The sequence below is a fragment of the Leifsonia sp. 466MF genome (assembly GCF_900100265.1).
Taxonomy (GTDB): Bacteria; Actinomycetota; Actinomycetes; order Actinomycetales; family Microbacteriaceae; genus Leifsonia.
Window position 1 is genome coordinate 4,011,560 of the sequence record NZ_LT629696.1, and the last position, 24,913, is coordinate 4,036,472.

Genomic DNA, 24,913 nt, shown 5'->3' on the forward strand with positions numbered 1-24,913 from the left:
CGAGGGGTTCCGCGCGTTCTGGGCTCGAAGCTTGGGGAGGATCCTGTGTCAGCACGCCAGAGAGGCTTGACGTCCACGAAGTGGGGTGGCCTGCGACGCGCAGTCGCGGGTATCGCCCTGGCCGCCCTCGCCACGGGCGGATTGTCCGCCGTCGCCCTCGGAGCTGCAGCGCCCGCGGACGCGGCGGCGTCGCCGTCGCAGCAGTGGCTGACCGCCGTCGGCGGCTCGGCAGCCAACGGCGGCACGCTCACCGGAACCTTCGGCACCACGGGTGTGACGGCCACGGTCACAGCGAGCGGAGATGGGACTCCGGCTCGCCCGTTCACCAATGGGACGATCGACCGTGCCAACGGACTGATCTCGCCCGACGCTCCCACGGGTGCCCCGACGATCACGCAGGGTGTGGTGTCGGGGCAGAGCCTGAACACGCAGGTGCGGTTCAGCAAGCCTGTCATCGCACCGCGGATGCACTTCATGAACGTCGATGGAAGTCTGGTCCGGATCAACAACGCTATCGCGGGCGACGGAATCACGGCCACCCGGGCGGCCGGGAACTCGGTGTTCACCGTCGACAGCACCAACCTGATCAACAGCCCGGCACGCCGCGCCGACAACTCTTTCTGTCAGCAGCCCGACGGATCCAACCCGACCGGCGCTTGTGGAACGGTTGCCATCAGCAATACGAGCGGTCTGGTCAGCGCGTTCAACTTCGCGAACAGTGACCAGAACCTCGGCGGCGACTCGTGGCAGTGGGACCTGTCCTTCCCGAGCGCGCCGCTGACCAAGCAGTTCACTCCTGGGGCGATCAACCCGGGCGGGACCAGCCAGCTGACCTTCACCATTGCGAACCCGGCGAACGAAGGGCAGTCCGCCCTGAGCCCGCTCGGCTTCACGGACACCCTGCCCGCCGGCGTGACCCTGAAGGACGGCACCGTCACCAACAATGGCCAGTGCGGCACCCCGACGACGTCCGGCATCACCGCCGGAAGCAACACCGTGACGGCCGGAGCCATTTCGGTTGCCGTCGGCGCCACCTGCACCATCACCGTGAACGTGACCGCGACGACGCAGGGCACCTACACGAACGACAACTCCAACCTCACGACGACGGTGGCGAACCTCGTCCCGAACGCGAACACCTCGCTGACGGTCACCACGGCACAGATCCCGACGGTGGGTTGCACCACTGATCCGGCGATCTTCAACACCGGCTACAACCAGGCCACAGACGGCCAGCTCGCCAACGGTGCCGCGGACCCGCGGTGGACCGTGGCTGGCGGCTACACGGGTCTGAACTACGTCAACACGACCACATTCCCGGCCGGCCCGTCTGCTGCGGCGCTGCCGCCGGCAGGCGCCACCTACGCCCCGGCGCAGGCCGGTAAGGTCAACAACCTGTGGTCGAACTCTCAGTCCGGGAAGTCGCAATGGATCTCGGCACAGTACGTCGACCCCGCGAACGGACAAAACCAGGCTGACGGCTACGGCGATTGGTACTACCGGTACCAGTTCAACCTGGACCCGGCGGTCGACCCAGCGACGTTCCAGCTGGATATGTCGTGGCTGTCGGACAACACCGTCGCCGGCGTCTGGGTGAACAACGTCGCGCAGCAGGGCGCCAACCTGCCTCAGGATCCGAACAACGCCTGGGGTGGTGGCGGCTTCAACTCCGGCAACGCCGCGAAGACCTCGATGGCCGGCGACTGGAAGACGGGCCTGAACACGATCCTCGTGCAGGTCAAGAGCTACTACACCGCCGAAGGCTTCGACGCAGAGGTTACCTCGACCGCCTTGTGCCCGACGCCCACGCTGACCGTCACCAAGCAGGTGCAGAACGCCACCTCGGGCGATAACTCCGCACCTCTGCAGGTGGGCGACACCGTCAACTACACGGTGACCGCGACGAACACGAGCAAGGTTCCGTTCACGACGGCGAACCCGGCGACGATCACCGACGACATGTCCGATGTGATCGACGACGCCGACCTGGTCGCGTCGTCGCTGAAGGCGACGGTGGACGGCGCAGCCGTCACCGTCCCGACGTTCGCCTCGCCGACGCTCTCCTGGTCCGGCCCGCTCGACGCGGGCAAGACCGTGACGATCACGTACACGGTCACCTACACCGGTGAGGGCAACAGTGTCCTGAACAACAACGCATGCGTCCCCGACGGCACCCAGACCGCCGACACGCTTCCCTGCGCACCGACGACACTTCCCGCGCCGAAGATCGACGACTGGAAGACCGTCTCGGCCTCGGCGAACCCGCTCGTCGCCGGCTCCACTCTCACGTACACGCTGCACTTCGAGAACACAGGGACCACCTCCGGCCCGGTGAACAAGATGGACAACCTGTCCGACGTGACCGACGACGCCACCGTGACGACGGAGCCCGCGACGGCCAGCGGAGCGCTCACCGGCACCCGCACCGGCGACATCATCGCCGTCACCGGCACCCTGGCCGCCGGCGCGACCTCCACCATCACGTATACCGCGACGGTGAAGCCCGACGGCCAGCGCGGCAACAACGTGGCGGCGAATTACCTCGTGAACCAGAACGAGCTGCCGCCCACGACGTGCCAGCCGGTCGACCCGCAGCGCCCGGACTGCACCGTGACGAACATGCCCGACCTCGCGGTGTCGAAGAGTGTCGACCCGGCGTCCGGAACAGCGGTGAAGGCCGGCGACGTGCTGACCTACACGCTCACGTTCGACAACACCAAGGGAACTGACACGGCGCCGGTCACCGGCTGGAGCGACGACCTGTCGAAGATCCTCGACGACGCAGACGTGACCACGCAGCCGACGAGCTCGATCGCTTCCCTGCGGGCCGGCGCGATCAGCAACGGTTCGTTCCCGGTCACGGGGACGGTTCCGGCCGGCGAAGTCGGCACCATCACCTACACGGTGACGGTGAAGCCGAACGGGCAGCGCGGTGACAACGACCTGGGCAATGCACTCAGTAACGGGGGCCCGTGCGCTCCGGGGCTGTGCACGGAGAACCCCGTGCGGTCGTTCTCGATCACCAAGACCGCCTCGACGCCGGTCGTCCACCCGGGCGACACCGTCACCTACACGGTCACCCTCGCGAACACCGGCAAGGTGGACTACACCGCCGATGAGCCAGCAACGATCACCGACGACCTGTCGAAGGTTCTCGACGACGCCACCTACGTGCCCGGCTCGGCGACCAACGGCGCGACGGTGTCCGGTCTGACCCTGACCTGGTCGGGTCCGCTCCCGGTCGGCGGGACGCAGGTCATCACCTACCAGGTGACGGCGGGTCCGGTCGGCACGGGTGACGGGACGCTGGCCAACACGGTCAGCGGACCGCCGGACTCCACCTGCATCACGTGCGAGACCGTGACCCCGCTGCAGGCGTTCCGCGTGACGAAGACCGCCGACGCGACCGAGGTCGTGCCTGGCCAGAAGATCACGTACACGATCACGGTGAGCAACACCGGTACCGCGGCGTACACCGCGGCGAACCCGGCGAGCTTCACCGACGACCTGTCCAAGGTGCTCGACGACGCGACCTACAACAACGACGCCACGAGCGGGGCCACCTACGCGGCACCGACGCTCGCCTGGTCGGGCGCTCTCGCGGTCGGACAGACGGTGACGGTGCTCTACTCGGTCACGGTCGACGACCCGGACACCGGCGATCAGACCCTCGACAACGCCGTGGTAACGCCGCCGGACGGCGGCTGCCCGACGACGACGGACAACCCGGACTGCCGCTCGGTCATCCCGTCCGGTTCGTTCACGGTCACGAAGGCTGCGGACAAGGAGACGGTGAAGCCCGGTGACACGGTCACCTACACGGTGACGGTGAAGAACACCGGGAAGGTCGCTTACACCGCGGGCTCGCCCGCCGCCTTCCGCGACGACCTGACCAACGTGCTGGACGACGCGAAGTACAACGGCGACGCCACGCAGGGCGCAAAGGTCGAGGGCGCGACCCTCACCTGGAGCGGGCCTCTGGGGGTCGGGCAGACGCTGACCGTGACCTACTCGGTAACGGTGAACAAGCCGGACACCGGCAACCTCACCCTGGTCAACGCGGTCGTCCCGACGGTGCCCGGCGGAACGTGTGACCCGCAGGACTCCTGCATCACGCACACCCCGCTGCGCGCGTTCACGGTTGCCAAGACCGTGAGCACGACGGCCGCGGTCAAGCCGGGCGCGAAGGTCTCCTACACGGTCACCGTGAAGAACACCGGCGCGGTCGCGTTCACGACCGAGAAGCCGGCCTCTTTCACCGACGACATGTCCGACGTGCTGGATGACGCCACTTACAACAACGACGCCACCCACGGCGCCGTGCTGCAGGGGACGACGCTCAGTTGGTCCGGGGCGCTCGACCTGGGCCAGACGATCGCTGTGACGTACTCGGTCACCGTGAAGCAGGCCGGTGCGGGCAACGGACGCCTGGTGAACACGGTCGACCCGCCGGTCGACGGGTCATGCGACCCGGCGGGCGCCTGCGACACCAGCACCCCGCTGGTCCCGCCGGCCGCGGGCACGGGTCTCGCCTTCACCGGTAGCGACATCGTCGCCCCGGGCGTCATCGCGCTGCTGCTGCTCGCCCTCGGCGGCGCAGTGATGATTGTCCGTCGCCGCCGCCGGAACGGTGAGACGCAAGACAACGCGTAACCAGATCAGGGTCCGGCCGGGCGTCGTCACATACGACGAACCGGTCGGACCCTGACCCGCCGCCACGCTGCCACTACGCGATCGACGCGCCGACATGCAGCCGACGAAGGGGATCAGGTCATGTTCCGCTCGAACATCGTGCTCGCGGCGGTGAAGACGCCGCAGGAGTACCAGGCTCTCCGCGTGCTGCTCCTGGCCGCAAAGGAAGCCGAGACGGAAGCGACCGGCCCAGACCGACGAGAAGTTTTCCGGATGACCCGCTCACTGCTCGCCGCGGCGCGGACGATCGGATTCACGTTGCGCGATCTGGCCGAGTTGACAGGGGTGTCGCAGGGCTCCCTCCGCAGCCGGAGCAACGTGCTCACGCCCATCCCACGAGCCAGGTTCCTCGCCCTCGTCCCCGACGACGCCACAACGATCTTGGCGGGAGTCGATGCGCCCGCATACCCGGGGGCGGATCCGGTGGAGCTCCTCACCTGGTATCTCGGGTCTGCTTCTTGCTGCGACAGGCTGTGAGAGCGCCTGCGCTTCAGGCGACGGCTGGTGAAGGAGCTCTCAACTCCTGAGGGCCCGAACGAACACGTCGAGAGTGTGCTCCGCTGCGCGGTCGGCGGGCGAGACATTGAGGTGACCATGCGTGGTCCCGGGCTCGTGCGTCGAGAACACGGTGACACCGCTGGTGGTGAGCAGAGCGGCGTACGCCTCCCCCGATGCCCGCAGGGTGTCGGCATCGGAGTTCACGATGACGTGCGGGGGAAGGCCGGTCGGATCGCTGTTGGCCGGGAAGGCGCGGCTACGGGTTCAGCTGGTCGTCGATCGCCTTCTTGAAGGCGCCCAGTTCGATCGTGTTGCCCTCGTAGACCCTTCCCTGGTCGCTCCAACTGAGCGCCAACGTGCCGACGGCGTCGTCACCCGTCACCTCGGCACCCTGGAAACGGATGTGATCGATGATGTCGTCGTGGGCCCCGCCGTTGTGCTCGTCGTCGAGGAAGTAGATCCGGTTCGGCGTCAGAACGAGCCGACCGGCATGCCGGCCATCCTCATCCAATCGATCGGCTGCCACTTCCGCGATCGGCTCCTCGCCTCTCGGAAGCCTGTCCGGGTGGCCCTTTCCATGTTCAACCATGACGGCACCATAGACCCGGGACGATGGCGATGGTGAGGGCCTCTGCGAACACGGGGATGTGCGGGACCCTTCGCATCCAGCTCCCCGACGACCAGGAGGGGTGCTCGCTCCCGGGCAGATCCTATGGGGAGCCTCAGTCGCCTCCGGATGCGGTGATCGCCCCCGGAGAGGCGGTCCGGGAGGCGAGGAGGCCTCCGACCCCCGGGATCAGCGAGAACAGCCAGACCCGGCGGCGCCCCTTCGACAGCAGGACGGCCGTGATGACGGTGCCGGTGTAGGCGAGACCATGCACCGGGCCGAGGACCCGCGAGAGTTCCGGCAGGTGAATGGTGACGAGGTTCGCCAGCAGCACCACGAGGGTGGCCAGCTCGATCGTGCCGACGATCTGCAGGATGCGCCGGGGACTCACAGCCCGACTCCCGTCGTGGATCCGGGCCGGTAGATCATCAAGACGACCACGATCAGCCAGAGCAGGTTGAACACTCCGGTCAGCATCCCGAGCCGGCGGGCGGTGCTGCTCGGCGCCGCGGAGTCGTGGTCCTGCGGCGAGTCGACGGCGCGGACGACGCGGATCTGGGCGGGAAGAATGAACGCGATCAGCAGGGCCGCCGCGAGAGCGGTGAGGATCATCGAGATGATCAGCCAGGTGTCTCCGAGCACCCCGATACTCGCCGCTGTCGCCAGGCCGAACACCGGTACGAGCACTCCGATCACCGCATAGACGCGGGTGATCCGGTGCAAGAGGTTCACCACGGAGACACTCTTCGTGTCGCCGGGCGACGCGAGGGCGACGCGGGCATACCGCGGGAACATGCTGGCGGCGATGGCGACCGGTCCGACCGTGAGGATGGCGGCGAGCACGTGGACGGACAGGAGGAACGCGCTCATGCGCCGGTCCGTTCGCCGCTGGCGGGCGTGCGCGGAAGACCCCCCACGTCGAGCGGGTCGAATCCGTCGAACGGCACGAACGGGGCACGGGGCTGGGGCATGGCGGGTTTCCTCTCGTGGAGCTCTCCTTCGATCCTGTTCGGATATCCGGGGCGTTCACCATGGCCATTTGGCCAACTCTTGCCTGAATCTCGCCAATCGCTCGTCCTCGGTATAGTTCGGGTATGTACAGCGTTGTCGTCCTCGCTTTGCCGGACACGATCGCATTCGATCTGGCCACCCCGATCGAGACCTTCGGTCGTGTGCGGTTGCCGGACGGGAGGCCGGGATACCGGGTCGTCGTCGCCGGTCTCGGGCAGTCCGTGCAGGCCGGACCTCTGCGCGTGCAGCTCGACGAGGGGTTGGACGTGCTCGAACGCGCCGACCTCGTCGTGGTCCCCGGCAGGAACGATCCCTCTCGACCATCGCCGCCGGAGATCCTGACGGCTCTCCGCTCGGCCGCGCGACAGGGGACCAGGATCGCGTCGATCTGTGTCGGCGCGTTCACCCTTGCCGAGGCCGGCCTGCTCGACGGCAAGGATGCGACGACGCATTGGCTCGCCGCGGACGAGTTCGCGTCCCGGTTTCCCGCCGTCCGGCTCAACCCGGACGTGCTCTACACGGACAACGGAGACGTTCTGACCTCCGCCGGCGCCGCATCCGGTCTTGACCTCTGCCTGCACATCATCCAGCGCGACTACGGGATGGCGGTCGCCGCGGACGCCGCCCGCCTGGCGGTGGCCCCGCTGCACCGCCCCGGAGGGCAGGCGCAGTACATCGTCCGCAACCGCCCGACGGCCGGAGCATCGGCCCTCCGCGACATCCTGACCTGGATCGAGGCGAACGCCCACCGCGAGCTCACGCTCGCGGACCTTGCGGCCGAGGCCGGCGTGAGCGCGCGCACGCTCACCCGGCGGTTCACAGACGAGACCGGCCAGAGTCCCATGCAGTGGGTCTCCGGTGTGCGTCTGCGGCACGCCCAGGAACTGCTGGAGACCACGGATTACACCGTCGATCGGATCGCCGCCCAGACGGGCTTCCCGAGCACCAGCAACTTCCGGGCACAGTTCGCGCACGCCCTCGGCATCACCCCCGGCGCCTACCGGAAGGTCTTCCGCCCCCAGCCGGCTGCCACTCCTGCTACCGTCGAGGCGTGGGAACGATTTCCAGCGCACTCGTGACGGGGCGCTTCTTCTTCATCCGCGACCGCCGCGCCTGACGGCGCGCTCGCTCCTGCTCGCATAAGCGCGCCGTCCTTCCGAGACGTCAACCGCACCTCGGACGGGCGCTTCCGCGTACCCACGCCGCCCTCCACAGGTGCTCCACCTCACTTCCTGGAGCACGCTCATGCCTCGTTCTCTGCATGGCGGCCGACACGAACTCGGCCAGAACTTCCTCACACACACCCCCTCGATCGCGACCATCGTCTCCCTCGTAGGAGCGACCAGAGGCCCCATCCTCGAACTCGGTGCCGGCAACGGCGCCCTGACGCGACCGCTCGCGGCGACCGGTCGACCGCTGACGGCGATCGACATCGACGAACATCGTGTGCGCCGGCTCGCGCGGACCCTCCCGAATGTCCGGGTGGTTCACGCCGACGCCCTGCATCATGCGCTGGACACTCCGGTCATCGTGGGCAACATCCCGTTTCACCTCACCACACCGATCCTCCGTCGTCTCCTCGGGCACCCGACGTGGATGCGGGCGGTGCTGGTGACTCAATGGGAGGTCGCGAGGAAGCGAGCCGGCGTCGGAGGGCACACGATGATGACCGCGCAAAGCGCGCCCTGGTTCGCCTTCGAGCTGCACGGAAGGATCCCCAGCTGGGGATTCACGCCTCGCCCAAGCGTCGATGGCGGCATACTCACCATCGCGCGCCGCGGATCGCCGCTGGTGCCACACGCCGATCGCCGCCCCTACGAGACGTTCGTTCGCGCAGTGTTCTGCGGCAGAGGAGGCACGCTGGAACGCGTCATTCAGGTCGCCGCCCGGGTCAGCCCGGCGACCGCTCACCGCGCCCTCTCCCGCTCCGCCGTGCCGAAGACCGCCCTGCCGCGCGACATCACCGCCGAGCAGTGGGCGGCCCTCTGGCTCACGCTCCGGGAGTAGCGGCGCGTGCGATCACTCGCGGACAGAAGGAGGGTCCGTAGTCAGGCCGCGTACGCTGCGCGTCGACACGGCCGCAGCCGACGCGAGCAGGACAACGACCGCGCATCCCAGGAGCGTCTGGACGGTACCGAAGGACTGGGTGAGCGGCCCGACCAGGGTCTCGCCGAGGGGAACGGCGACGAACGAACCGACCATGTCGTACGAATAGACCCGCGAGAGCGCATCTCGCGGGACGTTGGTCTGGAGCGACTGGTCCCAGGCGATGGAGAAGAGCTCCATCGCGATCCCGCCGAGCCCGAACGCGATCAGGAGGACGGGGAGGGACGGCAGCAGTCCGAGCGCCGCGAGCGGAAGGGCGGTGACGGCCATGAGTCCGACACCGATTCCGAGCGCATGGCGCGGGCGCCAGCGCAACGCGACGATCGCGCCCACCGCGAGGCCGACGGCCTGCGCCGCGACGACGAGACCCCATCCGGCGCGGCCGAACGATGCGTCGGCGACGACGGGCCCGACCACCGTCGACCCGCCGACGTAGGCGGCGTTCAGGACGGTGAACTGCGCGACGACGATCCAGATCCAGCGGCGGCCGGAGAATTCCCGCCAGCCCTCGCGGAGATCGGAGAGGAACGATCCGCCCAACGCGGGCCGCGGTGTCTGGTGAGGAAGCCGCATCCGCGCGTAACACAGGGCCGCCAGAGCGAAGGATGCCGCGTCGACGGCGAGCCCCACGCCCGGACCGACCAGCGCGACCAATCCCGCTCCGACCGATGCGCCGAGGATGGTCCCGCCGTTCAGCCCCAGCCGAAGCAGCGCGTTCGCCGGGCGGAGAACCTCCGCGGGGACGGTCTCGGGCACCATCGAGGCCGCGGCGGGCAGACTCACGGCGCTGACGGCACCGTTGAGGATGCTCAGGGCGATGAGCGACCAGATCGCCGCCGTCCCGGTCAGGACGAGGGCGGCGACGACGCCTTGGGTGAGCGCGGCGCCCACGGAGGTGCCGACCAGCACCAGCCGGCGGGGAAGCCGGTCGGCGATGACGCCGCCAAAGAGGAGCACCGCGACGTTGGCGATGGACCGGGCGCCGACCACCAGTCCCAGGTCGACGGGGGAGCCGGTGAGGTCCAGCACGGCGAACGCCAGTGCGATCGGGGCGACGGCATTGCCGACGACGCCGATGGTGCGGGCGGCCAGCAGCCGGCGGAACGGTGCATGGTGCAGCGGGCTCGGCTTCTTCGTCGCGGGAGCCGTCGACGCGGCGACCTGGCCGGTCACGGACGCCTCAGCGGGAAGAGCGCGACGGTCATCGACACGGGTACCGTTCCCGGGGTGCGCGGGCGCTGCGCCGCGGCGTGGATGAGCGCCGACGCCTCTCCGACCCGGCGCACGACGCGACGCCAGACCTCGGGGTCCACCCATAGCTCAGCGTCGGTGGAGACCGACGGGCCGGCCGCGCGCTGCCGCGCACGGCGGTGCAGCTCCTCGATGAGGGCGTCGTAGTACACGGCCTGCTCCTCCCGCAGCGCCGCCGAGGTCGGCTGCGCGGGAGGGAGGAGGAACGGCTCGGCCGACGCTTCGTGCCGGTAGCGCTTCGCCTCCCCTCCCCGCAGGCGCACGACCTCGACGACGCGCACCAGCCCCGCACGCTCCAGCACCCGAAGGTGATAGCTCGCCGTCGCCTGCGAGTACCCCAGCTCGCGGCCGGCCTCCGCGGCGCTCATGGCGGCGCCGGTCAGCAACGACAGCAGCCGCAGACGGATGGGATGGGCGGTCGCGCGAAGCTCCTCGAGAGTTGACATTCCGCCATGGTCGCGCGCGGCGAGCCGACCGTCAAATGTGTCTTTGGGGGTTGAAGGGCGGAGTGCGAGTCAGCCCAGAGGATGATGAGATCGATTTGCCGCCTCGGCCAGACTGAGGGGATGAGTGTGTCGTCTCCTGGCGTGATGCGCCGCTGGGTGTTCCCCGTCCTTCGCCTCGTCGTCTTCGCCGCGATCGCGGCCGCACTGGTGAAGCTCGCGTTCTTCAGCGGTGCCACCGCCGGAGCCGACGGGGTCAGGCCGACGGGAGTCGTCTCCGAGCCGACGACCACCGTCGCGAGCGGGTCGATCCGCAACGACCTCACGGTGGACGCGACCGTGTTCGCCGATGCGGCGGCGCCGGTGCGGGCCACCGCGGCGGGCGAGGTGACGAAGGTCGCCGTGGCGCCGGGCGCCGCGGTCGACGCCGGCACACCGGTGGCGGTCGTCAAGCAGCAGCTCGCCACGCCCGCGGCGGACGGCAGTCCGCGGTACGGCACGGTGACGATCACGGCCGGTGCCGCGGGGACGGTGTCCGCGGTCGATGTGCTCGTCGGTCAGCAGGTCGCCGTGGGCGATGTGCTCGCCCAGGTGGCTCCGCCGACGTTCAACGTGACCGGGTCGATCGCCGCCGTGCAGCAGTACCGTCTGCTGACAAAGCCGACGGAGGCGAAGGTGACCATCGCGGGCGGGCCGGCGCCGTTCACGTGCACCGGCCTCAGCGTCAGCGCACCGCTGGCCGGCGCGAGCGCCGGGTCCGACGGATCGGCGCAGGCCCCGGCTCCCTCCGCAGGCTCGCCGTCCGGAGCGGGATCGACCGGGGGTCCGACCGTGCGGTGTGCGGTGCCCGCCGATGTGACGGTCTTCGCCGGCCTGGCGGCGAAGCTGACCATCAGTGCAGGCTCGGCCGACGACGCGCTCCTCGTCCCTGCGACGGCCGTCGAGGGAGCCGGTGCGGCGGGGACGGTGTACCGGCCGGCCGCCGATGGAAGCGCTCCGACGGCCGTGAAGGTGCAGTTGGGGATCTTCGACGGTCAGCAGGTGCAGATCGTCTCGGGGCTGAAGAAGGGCGACGAGATCTTGCAGTTCGTCCCGTCCAAGGTCGACGAGCAGGCGGCCGCGAACGGCATCAGCGGCTGATGGCGATCCTGGTGCTCGACGGGGTCACCCGCGTGGTGGAGATCCCGGATGCCGAGCCTCTGCACATCCTGCGCGGGGTCGACCTCGTCGTCGACGCCGGCGAACACGTGTCGATCGTCGGCCGGAGCGGCTCCGGCAAGTCGACGCTGCTCAACATCCTCGGGCTGCTCGATGAGCCGACGGCGGGCAGCATCCGGTTCGACGACGTTCCGGTGCAGCGGATGTCGGCGGCGGAGCGGGACAAGCGCAGGGGCCGGGAGGTGGGGTTCATCTTCCAGCAGTTCAATCTCCTCCCCGGTCGCACGGCGGCCGAGAACGTCGCGACCCCTCTGCTGTACGCCGAACCGCACCGGTTCTGGCGTCGCCGGCGTCTGGCGCTCGAGATGCTCGACAGGGTCGGGTTGGCCGACCGGGCCGACTGGCTGCCGAGCAGGCTCTCGGGCGGCGAGCAGCAGCGCGTCGCGATCGCTCGGGCACTCGTCCGCGAGCCGCGTGTGATCCTGGCCGATGAGCCGACGGGAGCTCTGGATGTGGAGACGGGTCAGGCGGTCATGGGGCTGCTCGACGGCGTGGCCCGCGACAGCAGGGCCGCCCTCGTGACCATCACACACGATCCACACATCGCCGCACTTGCCGACCGCCGCCACCGGCTCGACGGCGGCGTCCTGCATCCCGACGAGGTCGAGGTCGTCCGGTGAGGGCGCTGACGTCGGTCTACAGCGTCCTCGTCGAGGCGTGGTCGGAGTTCCGGGTCTACCGGGCGAGGGTGCTGATGGCGATCGTGGGCGTCGCGGTCGCGATCATGGCGCTCACCTCCATCGCGGCCATTTCGGCGGTCGCTCAGCAGGGGGTGGTCGAGGGGCTCGAACGCGGTCAGGGGCGGCCGGCGATGATGAACATCAGCTTGCCGTACTCCGAGGACGGCCGACCGCTCACGACGGATGAGGAGTTCGGCCACCTGGTGACCGACACGCTCGCGCGGTACCAGGTGAGCTACTCGACGCGCCAGGGCTACGCGCAGCCGGTCGTGCGCGGCCTGCCGCCGGACGCCAATCTCAGCGGGCAGCTGGTCGATCCGGACTACGCGGTGATGTTCCGCACCCGGATGGTCGCCGGGAGCTGGTTCTCCGCACGCGATGCCGACCGGCTCGTGCCCGCGGTGGTCATCAACGAGGGCCTGTGGCGTCTGCTCGGCTCACCCGACGTGGCCTCGCACCCGATGCTCCATCTGATCAGCCCGACCTCGGTCGACGCGGTCGTCGTCGGGGTGGCCGCGGGCGGGGACGAGCACCTGGCCCAGTTGTGGATGCTCTACGACGCCTATCGGGCGCTCCAGCCTCCCGGCGCGGCTGAGGGAGACGCGGGCTCGACGCAGTACTTCGCCTGGGTGCCGCCCGAGGTCGCTGGGCCGCTGTCGGAACGTCTCTCCGCCGACCTCTCGCGCGCCGTCGGGAACGGTGCGACGGTGAGCGTGAACCGACAGGACTACCAAGCTGCTGACGGCCCTGACCCGCTGCTCTTCCTGAAGATCGTCGGCGGTGCCGGCGCGGGACTCATCCTGCTGCTCGGCGCCCTGGGACTCCTGAACATCTCGATGGTGACCGTCCGAGCGCGCATCAGGGAGATCGGGATCCGGCGCAGCTTCGGCGCGACGGCGGGACGCGTGTTCGCCGGGGTCATGATGGAGAGCGTCGTCGCGACCGCCGTCGCCGGAGTCGCCGGGGTGATGGTCGCGATCCTCGCGCTCGAGAACCCGGTCGTCATCGGCTTCCTGCACCGCCAGGGCCTTCAGGACGTTCCGGCGTTCCCCCTCTCCGCAGCCGCGTTCGGGATGCTGATCGCCGTCGGCGTCGGTGCACTCGCCGGGCTGTTGCCCTCGATCGTCGCCGTCCGGGTGCGGCCGATCGACGCCATCCGGTATTGACGGGACTCGGTCTCGTCTGTGGCGCGAGACCCCGTACAGTTGCGGGATGAGCGTCCACCTGCTGGGCGGCGGTGCACTGGAACCGTCGGATGCGCCGCTGTACGCGCCGTTCCTCGCTGAAGCCGCCGCGCGAGCCCGCGACGTCGGACGCACGGTGCCTCGGGTCGCGATCGTGTCGATCCATCCCGGCGGTCCGGAGCGGGCCGAGGTGCTGTGCCGGGTGCTCGCGGCGGCCGGCGAGGTAGAGGTGCATGTGACGAGCTCGTACGGCGGCGAGGAGCTGTCGCCGAGCGCGATCGCGGAGGTTGACGGCATCCTGGTTGGCGGCGGCATCGTCGAAGCCGTGCGGGAGGCACTCGAACCTCTGTTCGCCGAGATCCGCCGCCAGGTCGCGGCCGGCGTGCCCTACCTCGGCGTCTCGGCCGGCGCGATGGTGGCCGCCGAGCGAGCGCTCGGCGGCGGTTCCCGCATCCACGGCCGGCTGGTCTGCCCGGAGGACCCGTCCGAGCCCGGGATCGAGCTCGAGGTGGCACCGGGCATCGGACTCGTCGAGGGCTCGGTCGACCCGCACGTGGCACAGCGCGGCACGCTCTCGAGACTGGTCGCCGCCGTGGAGTCCGGGCTTATCGACGGTGCCCTCGGCGTCGACGAGCGCACCGTGTTGATCGTCGGCGATGGGGGTCTTCGGGTCGTGGGCGGCGGCAGCGTGTGGAGGGTGCGGTCGGTCAGCAGCGGCGTGGATGTGTCGATGATCGACGCCACGACTGCCGACGTCCGCTGACGCCTCGTCCTCGTCCGCCCGCGTCGCTCACGGGCGCAGTAGTGCAGGCAGGAGGACGTGGTCCACGAGCTCGGTGACAGCCTCCCGATCCAGGTACTGCTTCCGGAGGACGACGCTTCCGAAAGCCGCGGTCGGCACGATGCCCGCGATCAGCCCGACGGGAACATCCTTCTGGACCGTGCCCTCCGCCATCCAGCGCTCGATGACGGCGGTCAGCGCCAGAACGGGCGGCTGACCGACCTCCCGGTACGCCGCCTCGTACAGCACCGGATCGCCGCCGATCGCGCTCAGCAGGCTCGCGAGCACCCGGCCGGAGCGCTCGTCGGACCCGGCGAAGTGCAGGGCCGCTGCGAGCAGATCACCCCGAAGCGAACCCGTGTCGGGCGGGGCTGATCGGGGCTGGGATGCCCGGACGGCGGCGACGATGAGGTCCGCCTTGGTCTCCCATCGGCGGTAGATGGCGGACTTTCCGCAGTGCGCCCGCTCCGCGACCGCCGCGATCGTCGTGCCGCCGTAGCCGATCTCGATGAGCAGATCCTGCGTCGCCGAGAGGATGCGGGACTCCAGCTCCAGATCGCGCGGCCGGCCCACCGGGTTCGCAGAGGCATCGGACATAGGAGGCCATTGTACCTTTCGGGAATTGGCGGTACCGTAATCCCATTACGGTACCACTCGGAACCGTAACTCCATCACAACGGAGGTGCTCATGACTACGCAAACCCTCACCCCGGTCGCGTCCGCATCCAAAGCCCGCACGGCGATCATCCTCATCGTGGCGACACTGATCGCGATCGGCCTGAACGCCGTCATCGCCTCCCTCGCTCACGCGTGGGGCGTCTCGTCCGCCTACGGCCCGCTCACGGTTCCCGCCTACGCGTCGATGACGGTGCTCGGAGTCGCTGCAGGCTGGGTGGGATGGGTCCTCATCCGTCGCCGCGCCCGCAACCCGCGACGTGCGCTGACGATCGTCGTCCCGATCGTCGTCGTCGCATCCTTCCTTCCGGACGTCCTGCTGGCGACGCTGCGCTTCGTTCCGGGAACGACATCCGGAGCAGTTCTGGCGCTCGCCCTCATGCACCTCGGGGTCGCAGGCGTCGCGATCCCCGCGTACGTCCTCGCGTCCCGCGGCGCTCCGGCTCGCCGGTCGTAGTCCTTCGCTTCACGGGGTGAGCCCGATGAACTCGCGGAACGCATCCACCCCGGTGACCGCGATCGCGTCGCCCCGAACGAAGTGCTCCGGAGTCAGCACCAAGCGCTGGTCCACGGCCAGCTCGCCCCGGCTGACGAGCCGCTTCCGGCCGTTCGCCCGATAGCCGACCTTCCGGCTCACGGCGAGTGATGCCGGATTGTCAGTGAAGGCGCCCGAGGTGATCTCCTCCGCTCCGAGATGATCGAAGGCGAACGCGCAGATCGCCTGCCGCATCCTCGTTCCGATCCCGCGCGCGTGGTACGGACGGCCCAGCCATGAGCCGGTTTCACCGGTGCGTGTGGTCACGAAATCCTGGGTGGCGAATCCCTGCGTGCCGACGATCGCGCCGTCATATTCGACGGCGAACTCCAGCGACCACGCAGACTGCGACCATCGCGCGCGCGTGCCCCAGTGATACTGGGCGAACTCGGTGGGCAGCTGGTCGGCGGGGGCATCGGTCCACGGGTAGTAAAACGGCATGCGAGCCGGGTCGTGCACGCCGGCGGCCGCCACCTCGATCAGCACCATAAGCACCTCATCGGTGATCGGCCGGAGCGTGAGCGGCCCGGCCTGGATGCGGAGAGCGAGAGGTGGAAAAGCCGTCGCGATGTCCATGGTGGCCAGTCTTCCATCCCACACATGGCGACGCTCGGTAGGAGAGACGACCTCCGTGAGCGACCGCCGGAGGGAAAGCGTTAGGACTCCGGCGCGCGCCGTATGGATCGCGTTAGGACCGCCGTTCTGCACTCCCCGCCGCACTTACATAGGTCCGGGGTTCTGGCGTGCCGCCAGTCCTCACCGCCCTGCCGGACGTCGGCGAGGCGGTTGACCCGGATGGAGAGATTCCGTGTTGGACCTCATTTGCGTTGTGGGGATCGTCGCGCTCGGCGCGATCGTCGCCCTGGTCGGTCGAGGGGTGGAGAAGCTGTGATCTTCTTCGACCTGCTGGCGGCCGCGGCGGCCCTGGCCTCGATCGCCTACCTCGTGTACGCCCTGTTGAAGCCGGAGAAGTTCTAGAGATGCCGGATTCGATGAGTACCTTCTGGCTGTTCGTGGCGTTCCTCGCCACCCTCGTCCTCCTGCTCGGCCTCGCATACCGCCCGCTGGGCGACTACATGGCCGCGACCTTCACCACCCGCAAAGACCTGAAGATCGAGCGCGGGTTCTACCGGATCATCGGCGTCGACTCCCGCGTGGGTCAGAGCTGGCCGGTCTACCTGCGCAGCGTCCTCGCGTTCTCGATCCTCGGCGTGCTGCTCGTCTATGCGCTGCAGCGCGCGCAGGCCGTCCTCCCGTACTCGCTGGGGCTGCCCGCGGTGCCCGAGGGGCTGTCGTTCAACACCGCGATCTCGTTCGTCACCAACACAAACTGGCAGTCCTACTCGCCGGAGGTGACCGTCGGGTACACCGTGCAGATCGCGGGTCTGGCGGTGCAGAACTTCCTCTCGGCCGCCGTCGGGCTCGCGGTCGCCATCACGCTGGTCCGCGGGTTCGCCGCCCACCGCTCCGGCACCATCGGCAACTTCTGGGTGGATGCGACGCGCGCCGTGCTGCGCATCCTGCTGCCCCTCTCGGTGGTCTTCGCGATCATCCTGATCGTCGGCGGCGCCATCCAGAACTTCAACGGCTTCACCAGCGTGAGCACGCTGACGGGTGGATCGGCGACGATCCCGGGCGGACCGGTGGCGTCGCAGGAGGCCATCAAGCTGCTCGGGAACAACGGCGGAGGGTTCTTCAACGTCAACTCGGCGCATCCCTTCGAGAACCCGACGGCGTGGACCAACCTGATCGAGATCTTCCTCATGCTGCTGATCCCGTTCTCGCTGCCGCGCACCTTCGGCCGGATGGTCGGCGACAACCGTCAGGGCTACGCCATCCTCGGCGCGATGTCCGCGATCTTCCTCGTGTCGCTCGTGGCGCTCACCCTCTTCGAGCTGCAGGGCGCCGGGACGGCGACCCAGGCCGCGGGCGGTGCGCTCGAAGGGAAGGAGCAGCGGTTCGGCATCCTCGGATCCACCTTCTTCGCGACGACGAGCACGCTGACCTCCACCGGCGCCGTGAACTCGATGCACGACAGCTTCACGCCTCTCGGCGGGATGATGACGATGCTGAACATGATGACCGGCGAGGTCGCTCCCGGCGGTATCGGCGCGGGACTCTACGGCATCCTGATCATCGCGATCATCTCCGTCTTCCTCGCCGGCCTGATGGTCGGTCGCACCCCGGAGTACCTGGGGAAGAAGATCGGGTCGCGGGAGATCAAGCTGGCCAGCCTGTACATCCTGATCACGCCGACACTGGTGCTGCTCGGCACCGGGCTCAGCTTCGCCATCCCCGCGATCAAGGACAACGTCGAGAAGGTCTCGATCTGGAACCCCGGGCAGCACGGTTTCTCCGAGGTCCTCTACGCGTTCACCTCCGCGGCGAACAACAACGGGTCGGCCTTTGCCGGACTCACCGCGAACACGCCCTGGCTGAACGCGGCGCTCGGCACGGCCATGTTCCTCGGCCGGTTCCTGCCGATCGTGTTCGTCCTGGCGCTCGCCGGCTCGCTGGCGGCTCAGGACAAGGTGCCCGCCACGACCGGCACCCTCCCGACGCATCGACCCCTGTTCGTCGCCTTCGTCGTCGGCGTGGTCGTCGTCGTCGCTGCACTCACCTACTTCCCCGTTCTCGCGCTGGGTCCCCTGGCGGAAGGGCTTCACTGATCATGTCCACTCTCACCGACACCGCGGAGGATCGCGGTCAGAACCAGCCCCACGGCGGGAAGGCGCCCACCGGCGCCTTCAATGGGCGGCAGCTCTGGGCCGGACTCCCCGGCGCGTTCCGCAAGCTTGACCCGCGCGACATGTGGCACAACCCGGTCATGTTCATCGTCGAGGTCGGCGCTGCGCTGACCACGATCCTGGCGATCGCCGAGCCGTTCCTCGGTCGGCAGACCTCCGGCGGAACGGTCACCACGCTCGCCTTCACCTGGGCGATCGCCATCTGGCTGTGGCTCACCGTCCTCTTCGCCACCCTGGCGGAGTCGGTCGCCGAGGGCCGCGGCAAGGCGCAGGCCGCCAGCCTCCGCAAGACGCGGACCACGACCGTCGCCAACCGGGTCGCCGACTACGACCCCGAGTCGGATGCTTCGGCGCTCGCCGCAGCCGTGGCCCAGGTCCCCTCGGCCGAGCTGCGCCTGGGGGATGTGGTGGTCGTCACAGCCGGGGAGCTCATCCCCGGGGATGGCGACATCGTCTGGGGCATCGCCTCCGTCGACGAGTCGGCCATCACGGGCGAGTCCGCCCCGGTGGTCCGCGAGTCGGGCGGCGACCGCAGCGCGGTCACCGGCGGCACCCGGGTGCTGTCCGACCGGATCGTGGTGCGGATCACCAGCAAGCCGGGAGAGACCTTCGTCGACCGGATGATCAAGCTGGTCGAGGGCGCGGCACGGCAGAAGACGCCCAACGAGATCGCCCTGAACATCCTGCTCGCGGCACTCACGATCGTCTTCGTCGTGGTCGTCCTGGTGCTCGGCCCCACGGCCGGGTTCGCGAATGCGGCGCCGAGCGTCACTGTCCTGGTCGCTCTGCTGGTGTGCCTCATCCCGACGACCATCGGCGCGCTCCTGTCGGCGATCGGCATCGCCGGGATGGACCGCCTGGTGCAGCACAACGTCCTCGCGATGTCGGGGCGTGCGGTGGAGGCGGCCGGCGACGTGACGACGCTCCTCCTCGACAAGACCGGCACCATCACGTACGGCAACCGCCAGGCCGCGGAGTTCACCGCGGTCGAGGGAGTGGACCAGCGTGAGCTCGTGAAGGCGGCTGCGCAGGCCTCGTTGAGCGACCCGACCCCGGAGGGCTCCTCGGTGGTCGCGCTCGCCGAACAGCAGGGATTCGTTCAGGCCGGAACCCTCGACGGCGTTGTGGTGCCGTTCACCGCGCAGACCCGGATGAGCGGCGTCGACTTCGCCGACGGGTCGCAGGTGCGCAAGGGGGCGGCGTCGATGGTCGTCGCGTGGGCGCAGGAGTCCACTCCCGTCGCCTCCTCGATCCTCAGCGATCTCGACGAGAAGGTGCTGCACATCTCCGAAGCCGGCGGCACCCCGCTGGCGGTCGCCACGAAGTCCGCGACGGGCGAGGCCACCATCCTCGGTGTGATCTACCTGAAGGACATCGTCAAAGCGGGGCTCACCGAGCGGTTCGCGGACATGCGCCGGATGGGCATCCGCACCGTGATGATCACGGGCGACAACCCGGTGACCGCCCGCGCGATCGCCGCCGAAGCCGGGGTCGACGACTTCCTGGCCGAGGCGACCCCGGAGGACAAGCTCGCCCTCATCCGCAAAGAGCAGGAGGGCGGCAACCTCGTCGCCATGACCGGCGACGGCACGAACGACGCCCCGGCGCTCGCGCAGGCGGATGTCGGCGTCGCAATGAACACGGGCACCTCGGCGGCGAAGGAGGCGGGCAACATGGTCGACCTCGACTCCGACCCCACCAAGCTGATCGACATCGTCCGCATCGGCAAGCAGCTGCTCATCACTCGCGGCGCGCTCACCACGTTCTCGATCGCGAACGACGTGGCGAAGTACTTCGCGATCATCCCGGCGATGTTCGTCGGAGTGTTCCCCGGGCTGCAGGCGATCAACATCATGCAGCTGCACTCGTCGTCGTCGGCGATCCTGTCGGCGGTGATCTTCAACGCGATCATCATCGTGATCCTGATCCCGCTCGCACTGCGCGGTGTCCGTTACCGGGCCGCCTCGGCCTCGGCCCTGCTGCGCAGCAACCTCCTGATCTACGGCCTCGGCGGCATCATCGCCCCCTTCATCGGCATCAAGCTGATCGACCTGGTCGTCAGCCTGATCCCCGGATTCTAGAAATCAGAACGGAACTCATCATGAATGCTTCGACACGGGGAACCGGGCGCCAGTACTGGGTCGCCCTCCGGGCACTGCTCATCTTCACCGTCGTCCTCGGCGTCGCCTACCCGCTGGTGGTCACGGGGATCGGCCAGCTCACCCTCCCCGCGCAGGCGAACGGCTCGACCGTCACCGCGCAGGGGAACGTGGTCGGGTCGAGCCTGATCGGTCAGTCCTTCACCGACAAGAAGGGGAGCCCGCTGCCGCAGTGGTTCCAGTCCCGGCCGTCTGCGGCGGGCGACGGCTACGACGGCGGCGCGTCCAGCGGCAGCAACCTCGGACCGAACAACCCGGACCTCCTGAAGTCGATCGACGAGCGGGCGAAGGTCATCGAGAAGGTGGACGGCGTCAGCGCCGGCCAGATCCCGCCCGACGCGCTGACCGCATCCGGCTCGGGATTGGACCCGCACATCTCGCCGGCGTACGCGCTGCTCCAGGTGGATGCGGTGGCGAAGGCCCGAGGCATCAGCGCGGACCGGGTGCGCGCCCTCGTCGACAAGCACATCCAGCAGCGCGACCTGGGCTACCTGGGGGAGCCGACCGTCAACGTCCTGCAGCTGAACATCGCTCTCGAGGCGATGGCGCCGTCAGAATGAGGGTATGACCGCCGCCGACCAGCTCCTGGACCGCTTCGTTCGCACCGTCGATCGGGAAGGGCTGGGCGCGTACGGCGCCCACGCCCTGGTGGGTGACGACGAGGCGGACCACCGCTGGCGCAGCGACGACCGGGTGAACGTGTACTCCGTGTCGAAGGGGGTCAGTGCGCTGGCCGCGGGCATCGCGGTCGATGAAGGCGTGCTGACCCTCGACACGACCGTCGCGGAGGCGCTCCCCGGACTGGAGCTCGGCGACGGGGTGGGAGCGGTGACGCTCCGCCACCTGCTGACCATGTCGAGCGGCATCGACTTCCAGTGGTTCGGCGACCAGCCGGTGCCCGGCGCCGACCTGGCGCAGGAGATGCTCCGCCTCCCGACCCGCGGCCCGGGGGAGCACTTCCTCTACTCGGACGCGAGCACCTACGTGGCCATGCGGATGCTCGGCGCTGCCGTGGGCGATGTGCGCGACTGGCTGCTTCCGCGGCTGTTCGATCCTCTGGGAATCGACAACCCGCAGTGGATGCGGTGCCCGCTGGGCTGGATCGTCGCGGGCAGTGGCCTCCAGCTGCGCACCGAGGAGCTGGCCCGCATCGGCCGCCTGCTGCGCGACCGCGGCGAGTGGCGCGGATCGAGGATCGTGAGCGCCGCCTGGATCGACGGGATGCACGCGGACTGGCGCGACACCGGCAGCGACGGCACCTCCGCTCACTACGGGATCGCGACCTGGGAGGGCCCGTCGGGCCTGTGGCGATTCGATGGACGGTACGGGCAGTACGTCGTCGTCGACGACGCGCGTGGCGCTGTGCTCACGGTGACGGCTCACGAGGAGTTCCGGACCGGCCGGCTGCTCGAGGTCGCGCACGAGGCGCTCCTCGGTTGACCCTCCACCAACCGGGTAGTGTTTCGAGCGTGCCCCACCCCGGGCGCAGAGGGAGAGGATTCGCATGACCGACAGCCCCGTACCGTCGTTCGAGCTGCTTGCGGCACAGCTGCTGGAGGACCCCGATCTGGACGTGTCGGTGACCGCCACCGGGCTCCACGTGCACGGCCGCCTGTTCGCCTATCTGGACGGCACGGACCTCGTGGTCGACCTCCCCACCGGCCGCGCCGACGACCTGGTCGGCCGTGACGTCGCCTCCGCCGTCCCCGCCGGCCGCAGCGAGGCCAAGGGCTCCTGGGTACGCATCGCCGACACCGAGGACTGGCCGGAGCTCGCCAGCGAGTCGCACCAGTTCGTCGGCGAGCCCGCCGTCGGCCACGACTCCTGATCCGACGATGACCGACCCGGTCCCTCCCGCCACCGGCTGGTATCCGGACCCCCACGGGTCCGGCGCGCTGCGCTGGTGGGACGGCTCCCGCTGGGGCGACCAGCTCGCGCCGGCAGCGCCGTCTCCATACGCGGCGCCGTCCCCGTACGGGGCGCCGTCTCCGTACGCGGATCCGCCGCGCCGCCCGCTCGCGCCGGGAACCCCGGTGTACACGGTGTGGATCTGGCTGGTCGCCGTCGCACCCGTGGTCAGCGGACTGCTGCCGTTCCTCCTGCATCCGCAGCCGATGTTCCGCACGGCGCCCGATGGTTCCGGCCTGGTGCTGACGGACCCGTTCGCCCTGTTCGGCGGCCCCATGTACTTCGTGGTCGCGGCGCTGGGCTGGGCGATCGCGGCGGCGGTCGTCGTCTTCTCGTGGCTGGACTACCGGGAGCTGGCCCGGCGCGGAATGGAGCGCCCGTTCCACTGGGCCTGGTCGTTCTTAGGCATCGTCTACCCGATCGGCCGCAGCGTCATCGTGCGCAAGGTCGCCGACGGCCGGGGGCTTGCGCCTCTCTGGGTCGCGATCGCGGGGCTCATCGTCACGATGATCCTTGCGATGGTCTGGGCGATCGTGCTCACCAGCCAAATCCTCGGCACCCTCGCGCAACACGTCCCCGTCGGCGCCTGAGAGAACCGTGTCCGGGCACCCCCGCGGCGTCCGTTATGATGGCTGTCGTGCGTCCGTTCGCGGTCGCGCTGGAGACGTCGCATAGTCAGGCCTAGTGCACCACCCTGCTAAGGTGGAGTCCCCGTAAGGGGACCGAGGGTTCAAATCCCTCCGTCTCCGCCGATCGAAACCCCCGGAATCCCAGTGATTTCGGGGGTTTTTCAGTTGGTGGGCGGCGGGCTTGCCCAGATTTGCCGCGCCGCGACCCAGTGCGACCCGCCCCAGGACGCAACAAGAGGATCACCGGCGGGTCGACGCAAATAGTTGGTTCCCAACAGCCGCCTTGCGACAGACTGGCGGCATGGAATCATGGCGAGACTCCGCGTCGCAAGAAGCGCAGGACGACTTCGACGAACTGCTGAACACAGTTCTGCCCTTCGCAGTCGAGACGCTTGGACGTCATGGAGAGATGTACCCATTTGGTGCAACGGTTGGTAAGGCTGGGCACACCGCTTTGACTGCCGGTGAACCGGGCGTTGGCAAGCGGCCAAAGTCGAATGACGTGCTGGCGCTCCTGCGTGACGGCGTCGCAGCGGATAAGGATGCCCTGCGAGCGGCAGCGTTTGTCGCCGATGTGCGGATGGAGCGTAGTGACGCCATTCGTGTCGAGTTGGAACACTCCGAGGGCTCGGCGATAGTCGTCCTCGTGCCGTATACCCGGAAGCGGCTCCGCCGGGCACTAGAGCTGGCTGACATGCGAGTCCAGTGGGGCGAGCTGGGGATTTGGGGCGGCCAACCTAAATAGATCCTGAGGGCGTCCATAGGACGATCGCGACTCGTCGCTGGACAGCCCAGGCGGAGGCGTTTGCGTGAGTGCGGGCAGGCCCGCCCAAACCTTTCCCACATCCGATGCATTGACGGCGGCGTGGAGGCGCATCGCGACATCGTCAAGGTCGTTGTACCAGATGGGTAGCGCGTCGTTGTGGTCTAAATGGCGGCCCAAGACGACCACCAAGTCCACGGGTGATAGCTGGAGACAGCAAAACCAGCACGCACTGTTGACTCCTACTGCGCAGCTAGAGACGCTCAAGCGAGGCAAGGCGACGAAGAGGATTACATATGACGTAGGTTCGAAAGACGAGCTGACTGCTGCTGGGATGACTTGGCTACCGGCGCCCACCGCACGGCGTGGTCGAAGTACGACGGCCAAGTTTTCAGACGTGGTGACGGCATCGAAATCGGTAGTCGCGATCACTCAAGTTCGAAGAGCGGCAATACGGAGACGGTAGACATCCGCTTCGTGGACGGCAAGCTTGCGTCTATCCAAATCGAGACGGGAACCAAGTGACACCTCGTACCTTCGCTGACGAACTGTTGATAATCGGTTTGATTGACCATCTGGATGCGTCGTACGCGTACACCGTTGTCGCACCCGAGGAGCCAGAGGCGACGGTGTTTTCGGATTGTCGGGCAGGGGCCATTGGCCTGCTGACGATATTGCTCGTCCAAGGTGCGATCGAGCCAATCGTTAAAGATGGGGACGCGTGGACAGCATCCTCGCAACCGACAGAACAAGTGGTACTGGATCTCACGCGTGGTTGGCTCAAGGAATGGCCGGACGACGCTCCGACACCCGGCGCACTTGGCTGGTTCAGGCTCACCAGCCTGGGAGAGGAGTTGGCCAAGGGCAGGCTAGAGTTCGAGGATCACTGATCGGGCTCTTCGGACTTAATTGTTGCCACCGGCGTAGAGGTCTTCTCCCTCTTGGCGGCGGTCGCCGATGAAGTGGGCGTTGCGCTAGCGACTCTTGCCTTCAATCAAGCTGTGGCCGAGCGTTGATCTGAAGTCG

25 protein-coding genes, 1 tRNA gene and 1 pseudogene are annotated in these 24,913 nt (G+C 68.6%); 19 read left to right on the forward strand and 8 right to left on the reverse strand.

Annotated features, from left to right (window positions below; translation table 11 throughout):
- Nucleotides 1-66: 66 nt before the first annotated feature.
- Complete coding sequence (locus BLR91_RS19285) at nt 67-4,653, forward strand: DUF7927 domain-containing protein (protein WP_089878843.1); 4,587 nt, start codon at nt 67-69, stop codon at nt 4,651-4,653.
- A 120-nt stretch (nt 4,654-4,773) separates the two neighbouring features.
- Nucleotides 4,774-5,169, forward strand: coding sequence for a hypothetical protein (locus BLR91_RS19290; RefSeq protein ID WP_089878840.1), 396 nt, complete (start codon nt 4,774-4,776; stop codon nt 5,167-5,169).
- Between the two features lie 39 nt (nt 5,170-5,208).
- Here the strand turns inward: BLR91_RS19290 and BLR91_RS19295 are convergent.
- The 4 genes and pseudogenes from BLR91_RS19295 to BLR91_RS19310 form a co-directional block, all read right to left on the reverse strand.
- A pseudogene (locus BLR91_RS19295) lies at nt 5,209-5,430 on the reverse strand (alpha/beta hydrolase); the annotation flags it as partial.
- Between the two features lie 16 nt (nt 5,431-5,446).
- A complete protein-coding gene (locus tag BLR91_RS19300) occupies nt 5,447-5,779 on the reverse strand; it encodes a hypothetical protein (protein WP_231918752.1) in 333 nt (110 codons plus the stop codon).
- A 133-nt stretch (nt 5,780-5,912) separates the two neighbouring features.
- Complete coding sequence (locus tag BLR91_RS19305) at nt 5,913-6,188, reverse strand: hypothetical protein (RefSeq protein ID WP_089878831.1); 276 nt, start codon at nt 6,186-6,188, stop codon at nt 5,913-5,915.
- Nucleotides 6,185-6,667, reverse strand: coding sequence for a DUF2269 family protein (locus BLR91_RS19310; RefSeq protein ID WP_089878828.1), 483 nt, complete (start codon nt 6,665-6,667; stop codon nt 6,185-6,187). The genes BLR91_RS19305 and BLR91_RS19310 overlap by 4 nt, the downstream gene beginning before the upstream one ends.
- A 224-nt stretch (nt 6,668-6,891) precedes the next feature.
- Here BLR91_RS19310 and BLR91_RS19315 point away from each other — a divergent pair, with 224 nt between their 5' ends.
- Both BLR91_RS19315 and erm read left to right on the forward strand, forming a co-directional pair.
- Nucleotides 6,892-7,887: a GlxA family transcriptional regulator gene (locus BLR91_RS19315; RefSeq protein WP_089878825.1), complete on the forward strand. Its 996-nt coding sequence runs from the start codon at nt 6,892-6,894 to the stop codon at nt 7,885-7,887.
- A gap of 166 nt (nt 7,888-8,053) precedes the next feature.
- On the forward strand, nt 8,054-8,815 hold the full coding sequence (gene erm, locus BLR91_RS19320) for a 23S ribosomal RNA methyltransferase Erm (RefSeq protein ID WP_089878822.1): 762 nt from the start codon (nt 8,054-8,056) through the stop codon (nt 8,813-8,815).
- Nucleotides 8,816-8,827: 12 nt separating this feature from the next.
- Here the strand turns inward: erm and BLR91_RS19325 are convergent, their stop codons facing one another.
- Together BLR91_RS19325 and BLR91_RS19330 are read right to left on the reverse strand one after the other, a co-directional pair.
- Complete coding sequence (locus BLR91_RS19325; protein WP_089878819.1) at nt 8,828-10,087, reverse strand: MFS transporter; 1,260 nt, start codon at nt 10,085-10,087, stop codon at nt 8,828-8,830.
- The gene (locus tag BLR91_RS19330; protein ID WP_018192615.1) at nt 10,084-10,611 is read right to left on the reverse strand and encodes a winged helix-turn-helix domain-containing protein; all 528 of its coding nucleotides are present in this window, start codon (nt 10,609-10,611) and stop codon (nt 10,084-10,086) included. Before BLR91_RS19330 ends, BLR91_RS19325 begins: the two co-directional genes overlap by 4 nt.
- Before the next feature lie 120 nt (nt 10,612-10,731).
- Here BLR91_RS19330 and BLR91_RS19335 point away from each other — a divergent pair, with 120 nt between their 5' ends.
- From BLR91_RS19335 to BLR91_RS19350, 4 genes are read left to right on the forward strand one after another with little or no spacing between them, the layout of a single operon-like run.
- The gene (locus BLR91_RS19335; protein ID WP_089878817.1) at nt 10,732-11,748 is read left to right on the forward strand and encodes a biotin/lipoyl-binding protein; all 1,017 of its coding nucleotides are present in this window, start codon (nt 10,732-10,734) and stop codon (nt 11,746-11,748) included.
- A complete protein-coding gene (locus BLR91_RS19340; protein ID WP_089878814.1) occupies nt 11,748-12,446 on the forward strand; it encodes an ABC transporter ATP-binding protein in 699 nt (232 codons plus the stop codon). Before BLR91_RS19335 ends, BLR91_RS19340 begins: the two co-directional genes overlap by 1 nt.
- Entirely contained in the window at nt 12,443-13,672 is a 1,230-nt protein-coding gene (locus BLR91_RS19345; RefSeq protein ID WP_089878811.1) for an ABC transporter permease, read from the forward strand. The genes BLR91_RS19340 and BLR91_RS19345 overlap by 4 nt, the downstream gene beginning before the upstream one ends.
- A gap of 46 nt (nt 13,673-13,718) precedes the next feature.
- Nucleotides 13,719-14,453: a Type 1 glutamine amidotransferase-like domain-containing protein gene (locus BLR91_RS19350; RefSeq protein ID WP_089878809.1), complete on the forward strand. Its 735-nt coding sequence runs from the start codon at nt 13,719-13,721 to the stop codon at nt 14,451-14,453.
- Nucleotides 14,454-14,480: 27 nt separating this feature from the next.
- On the opposite strand, the gene BLR91_RS19355 is transcribed toward BLR91_RS19350, so the two are convergent.
- Nucleotides 14,481-15,068, reverse strand: coding sequence for a TetR/AcrR family transcriptional regulator (locus BLR91_RS19355; protein ID WP_020076381.1), 588 nt, complete (start codon nt 15,066-15,068; stop codon nt 14,481-14,483).
- 91 nt (nt 15,069-15,159) lie between these two features.
- Here BLR91_RS19355 and BLR91_RS19360 point away from each other — a divergent pair, with 91 nt between their 5' ends.
- Nucleotides 15,160-15,603, forward strand: coding sequence for a DUF6069 family protein (locus BLR91_RS19360; protein WP_089878806.1), 444 nt, complete (start codon nt 15,160-15,162; stop codon nt 15,601-15,603).
- A 9-nt stretch (nt 15,604-15,612) separates the two neighbouring features.
- Here the strand turns inward: BLR91_RS19360 and BLR91_RS19365 are convergent, their stop codons facing one another.
- Nucleotides 15,613-16,257 (reverse strand): GNAT family N-acetyltransferase, encoded by a 645-nt coding sequence (locus tag BLR91_RS19365; protein ID WP_089878803.1) that lies wholly within the window; start codon nt 16,255-16,257, stop codon nt 15,613-15,615.
- 312 nt (nt 16,258-16,569) lie between these two features.
- Between BLR91_RS19365 and BLR91_RS19370 the strand changes: the two genes are divergently transcribed.
- The 10 genes from BLR91_RS19370 (at nt 16,570) to BLR91_RS20080 (ending at nt 24,777) form a co-directional block, all read left to right on the forward strand.
- On the forward strand, nt 16,570-16,659 hold the full coding sequence (locus BLR91_RS19370; protein ID WP_018192608.1) for a potassium-transporting ATPase subunit F: 90 nt from the start codon (nt 16,570-16,572) through the stop codon (nt 16,657-16,659).
- 14 nt (nt 16,660-16,673) lie between these two features.
- Nucleotides 16,674-18,350 (forward strand): potassium-transporting ATPase subunit KdpA, encoded by a 1,677-nt coding sequence (gene kdpA, locus BLR91_RS19375; protein WP_442911302.1) that lies wholly within the window; start codon nt 16,674-16,676, stop codon nt 18,348-18,350.
- Nucleotides 18,351-18,352: 2 nt separating this feature from the next.
- Nucleotides 18,353-20,509, forward strand: a complete 2,157-nt coding sequence (gene kdpB, locus BLR91_RS19380; protein WP_089878797.1) for a potassium-transporting ATPase subunit KdpB — start codon at nt 18,353-18,355, stop codon at nt 20,507-20,509.
- A gap of 20 nt (nt 20,510-20,529) precedes the next feature.
- Complete coding sequence (gene kdpC, locus BLR91_RS19385) at nt 20,530-21,147, forward strand: K(+)-transporting ATPase subunit C (RefSeq protein WP_089878794.1); 618 nt, start codon at nt 20,530-20,532, stop codon at nt 21,145-21,147.
- 4 nt (nt 21,148-21,151) lie between these two features.
- The gene (locus BLR91_RS19390; RefSeq protein ID WP_089878792.1) at nt 21,152-22,027 is read left to right on the forward strand and encodes a serine hydrolase domain-containing protein; all 876 of its coding nucleotides are present in this window, start codon (nt 21,152-21,154) and stop codon (nt 22,025-22,027) included.
- Between the two features lie 64 nt (nt 22,028-22,091).
- Nucleotides 22,092-22,415 (forward strand): hypothetical protein, encoded by a 324-nt coding sequence (locus BLR91_RS19395; protein ID WP_089878789.1) that lies wholly within the window; start codon nt 22,092-22,094, stop codon nt 22,413-22,415.
- Between the two features lie 7 nt (nt 22,416-22,422).
- On the forward strand, nt 22,423-23,085 hold the full coding sequence (locus tag BLR91_RS19400; protein WP_089878786.1) for a DUF2510 domain-containing protein: 663 nt from the start codon (nt 22,423-22,425) through the stop codon (nt 23,083-23,085).
- Between the two features lie 70 nt (nt 23,086-23,155).
- Nucleotides 23,156-23,244 (forward strand) — tRNA-Ser (locus BLR91_RS19405).
- Between the two features lie 181 nt (nt 23,245-23,425).
- Complete coding sequence (locus tag BLR91_RS20075; RefSeq protein WP_157694706.1) at nt 23,426-23,869, forward strand: hypothetical protein; 444 nt, start codon at nt 23,426-23,428, stop codon at nt 23,867-23,869.
- Between the two features lie 539 nt (nt 23,870-24,408).
- Nucleotides 24,409-24,777, forward strand: a complete 369-nt coding sequence (locus tag BLR91_RS20080) for a hypothetical protein (RefSeq protein ID WP_089878781.1) — start codon at nt 24,409-24,411, stop codon at nt 24,775-24,777.
- The last annotated feature ends 136 nt before the right edge of the window (nt 24,778-24,913 follow it).

Excerpts from the sequence above, each read along its gene's own strand:
- BLR91_RS19400 (WP_089878786.1), top strand. The coding sequence starts at position 22,423 with ATGACCGACCCGGTCCCTCCCGCCACCGGCTGGTATCCGGACCCCCAC.
- BLR91_RS19290 (WP_089878840.1), top strand. The coding sequence starts at position 4,774 with ATGTTCCGCTCGAACATCGTGCTCGCGGCGGTGAAGACGCCGCAGGAG.
- kdpB (WP_089878797.1), top strand. The coding sequence starts at position 18,353 with ATGTCCACTCTCACCGACACCGCGGAGGATCGCGGTCAGAACCAGCCC.
- BLR91_RS19355 (WP_020076381.1), bottom strand. The coding sequence starts at position 15,068 with ATGTCCGATGCCTCTGCGAACCCGGTGGGCCGGCCGCGCGATCTGGAG.
- BLR91_RS19365 (WP_089878803.1), bottom strand. The coding sequence starts at position 16,257 with ATGGACATCGCGACGGCTTTTCCACCTCTCGCTCTCCGCATCCAGGCC.
- BLR91_RS20075 (WP_157694706.1), top strand. The coding sequence starts at position 23,426 with ATGGAATCATGGCGAGACTCCGCGTCGCAAGAAGCGCAGGACGACTTC.
- BLR91_RS19335 (WP_089878817.1), top strand. The coding sequence starts at position 10,732 with ATGAGTGTGTCGTCTCCTGGCGTGATGCGCCGCTGGGTGTTCCCCGTC.
- BLR91_RS19330 (WP_018192615.1), bottom strand. The coding sequence starts at position 10,611 with ATGTCAACTCTCGAGGAGCTTCGCGCGACCGCCCATCCCATCCGTCTG.
- kdpC (WP_089878794.1), top strand. The coding sequence starts at position 20,530 with ATGAATGCTTCGACACGGGGAACCGGGCGCCAGTACTGGGTCGCCCTC.
- BLR91_RS19310 (WP_089878828.1), bottom strand. The coding sequence starts at position 6,667 with ATGAGCGCGTTCCTCCTGTCCGTCCACGTGCTCGCCGCCATCCTCACG.
- erm (WP_089878822.1), top strand. The coding sequence starts at position 8,054 with ATGCCTCGTTCTCTGCATGGCGGCCGACACGAACTCGGCCAGAACTTC.
- BLR91_RS19395 (WP_089878789.1), top strand. The coding sequence starts at position 22,092 with ATGACCGACAGCCCCGTACCGTCGTTCGAGCTGCTTGCGGCACAGCTG.
- BLR91_RS19390 (WP_089878792.1), top strand. The coding sequence starts at position 21,152 with ATGACCGCCGCCGACCAGCTCCTGGACCGCTTCGTTCGCACCGTCGAT.
- BLR91_RS19315 (WP_089878825.1), top strand. The coding sequence starts at position 6,892 with ATGTACAGCGTTGTCGTCCTCGCTTTGCCGGACACGATCGCATTCGAT.
- BLR91_RS19360 (WP_089878806.1), top strand. The coding sequence starts at position 15,160 with ATGACTACGCAAACCCTCACCCCGGTCGCGTCCGCATCCAAAGCCCGC.
- BLR91_RS19350 (WP_089878809.1), top strand. The coding sequence starts at position 13,719 with ATGAGCGTCCACCTGCTGGGCGGCGGTGCACTGGAACCGTCGGATGCG.
- BLR91_RS19340 (WP_089878814.1), top strand. The coding sequence starts at position 11,748 with ATGGCGATCCTGGTGCTCGACGGGGTCACCCGCGTGGTGGAGATCCCG.
- kdpA (WP_442911302.1), top strand. The coding sequence starts at position 16,674 with ATGAGTACCTTCTGGCTGTTCGTGGCGTTCCTCGCCACCCTCGTCCTC.
- BLR91_RS19300 (WP_231918752.1), bottom strand. The coding sequence starts at position 5,779 with ATGGTTGAACATGGAAAGGGCCACCCGGACAGGCTTCCGAGAGGCGAG.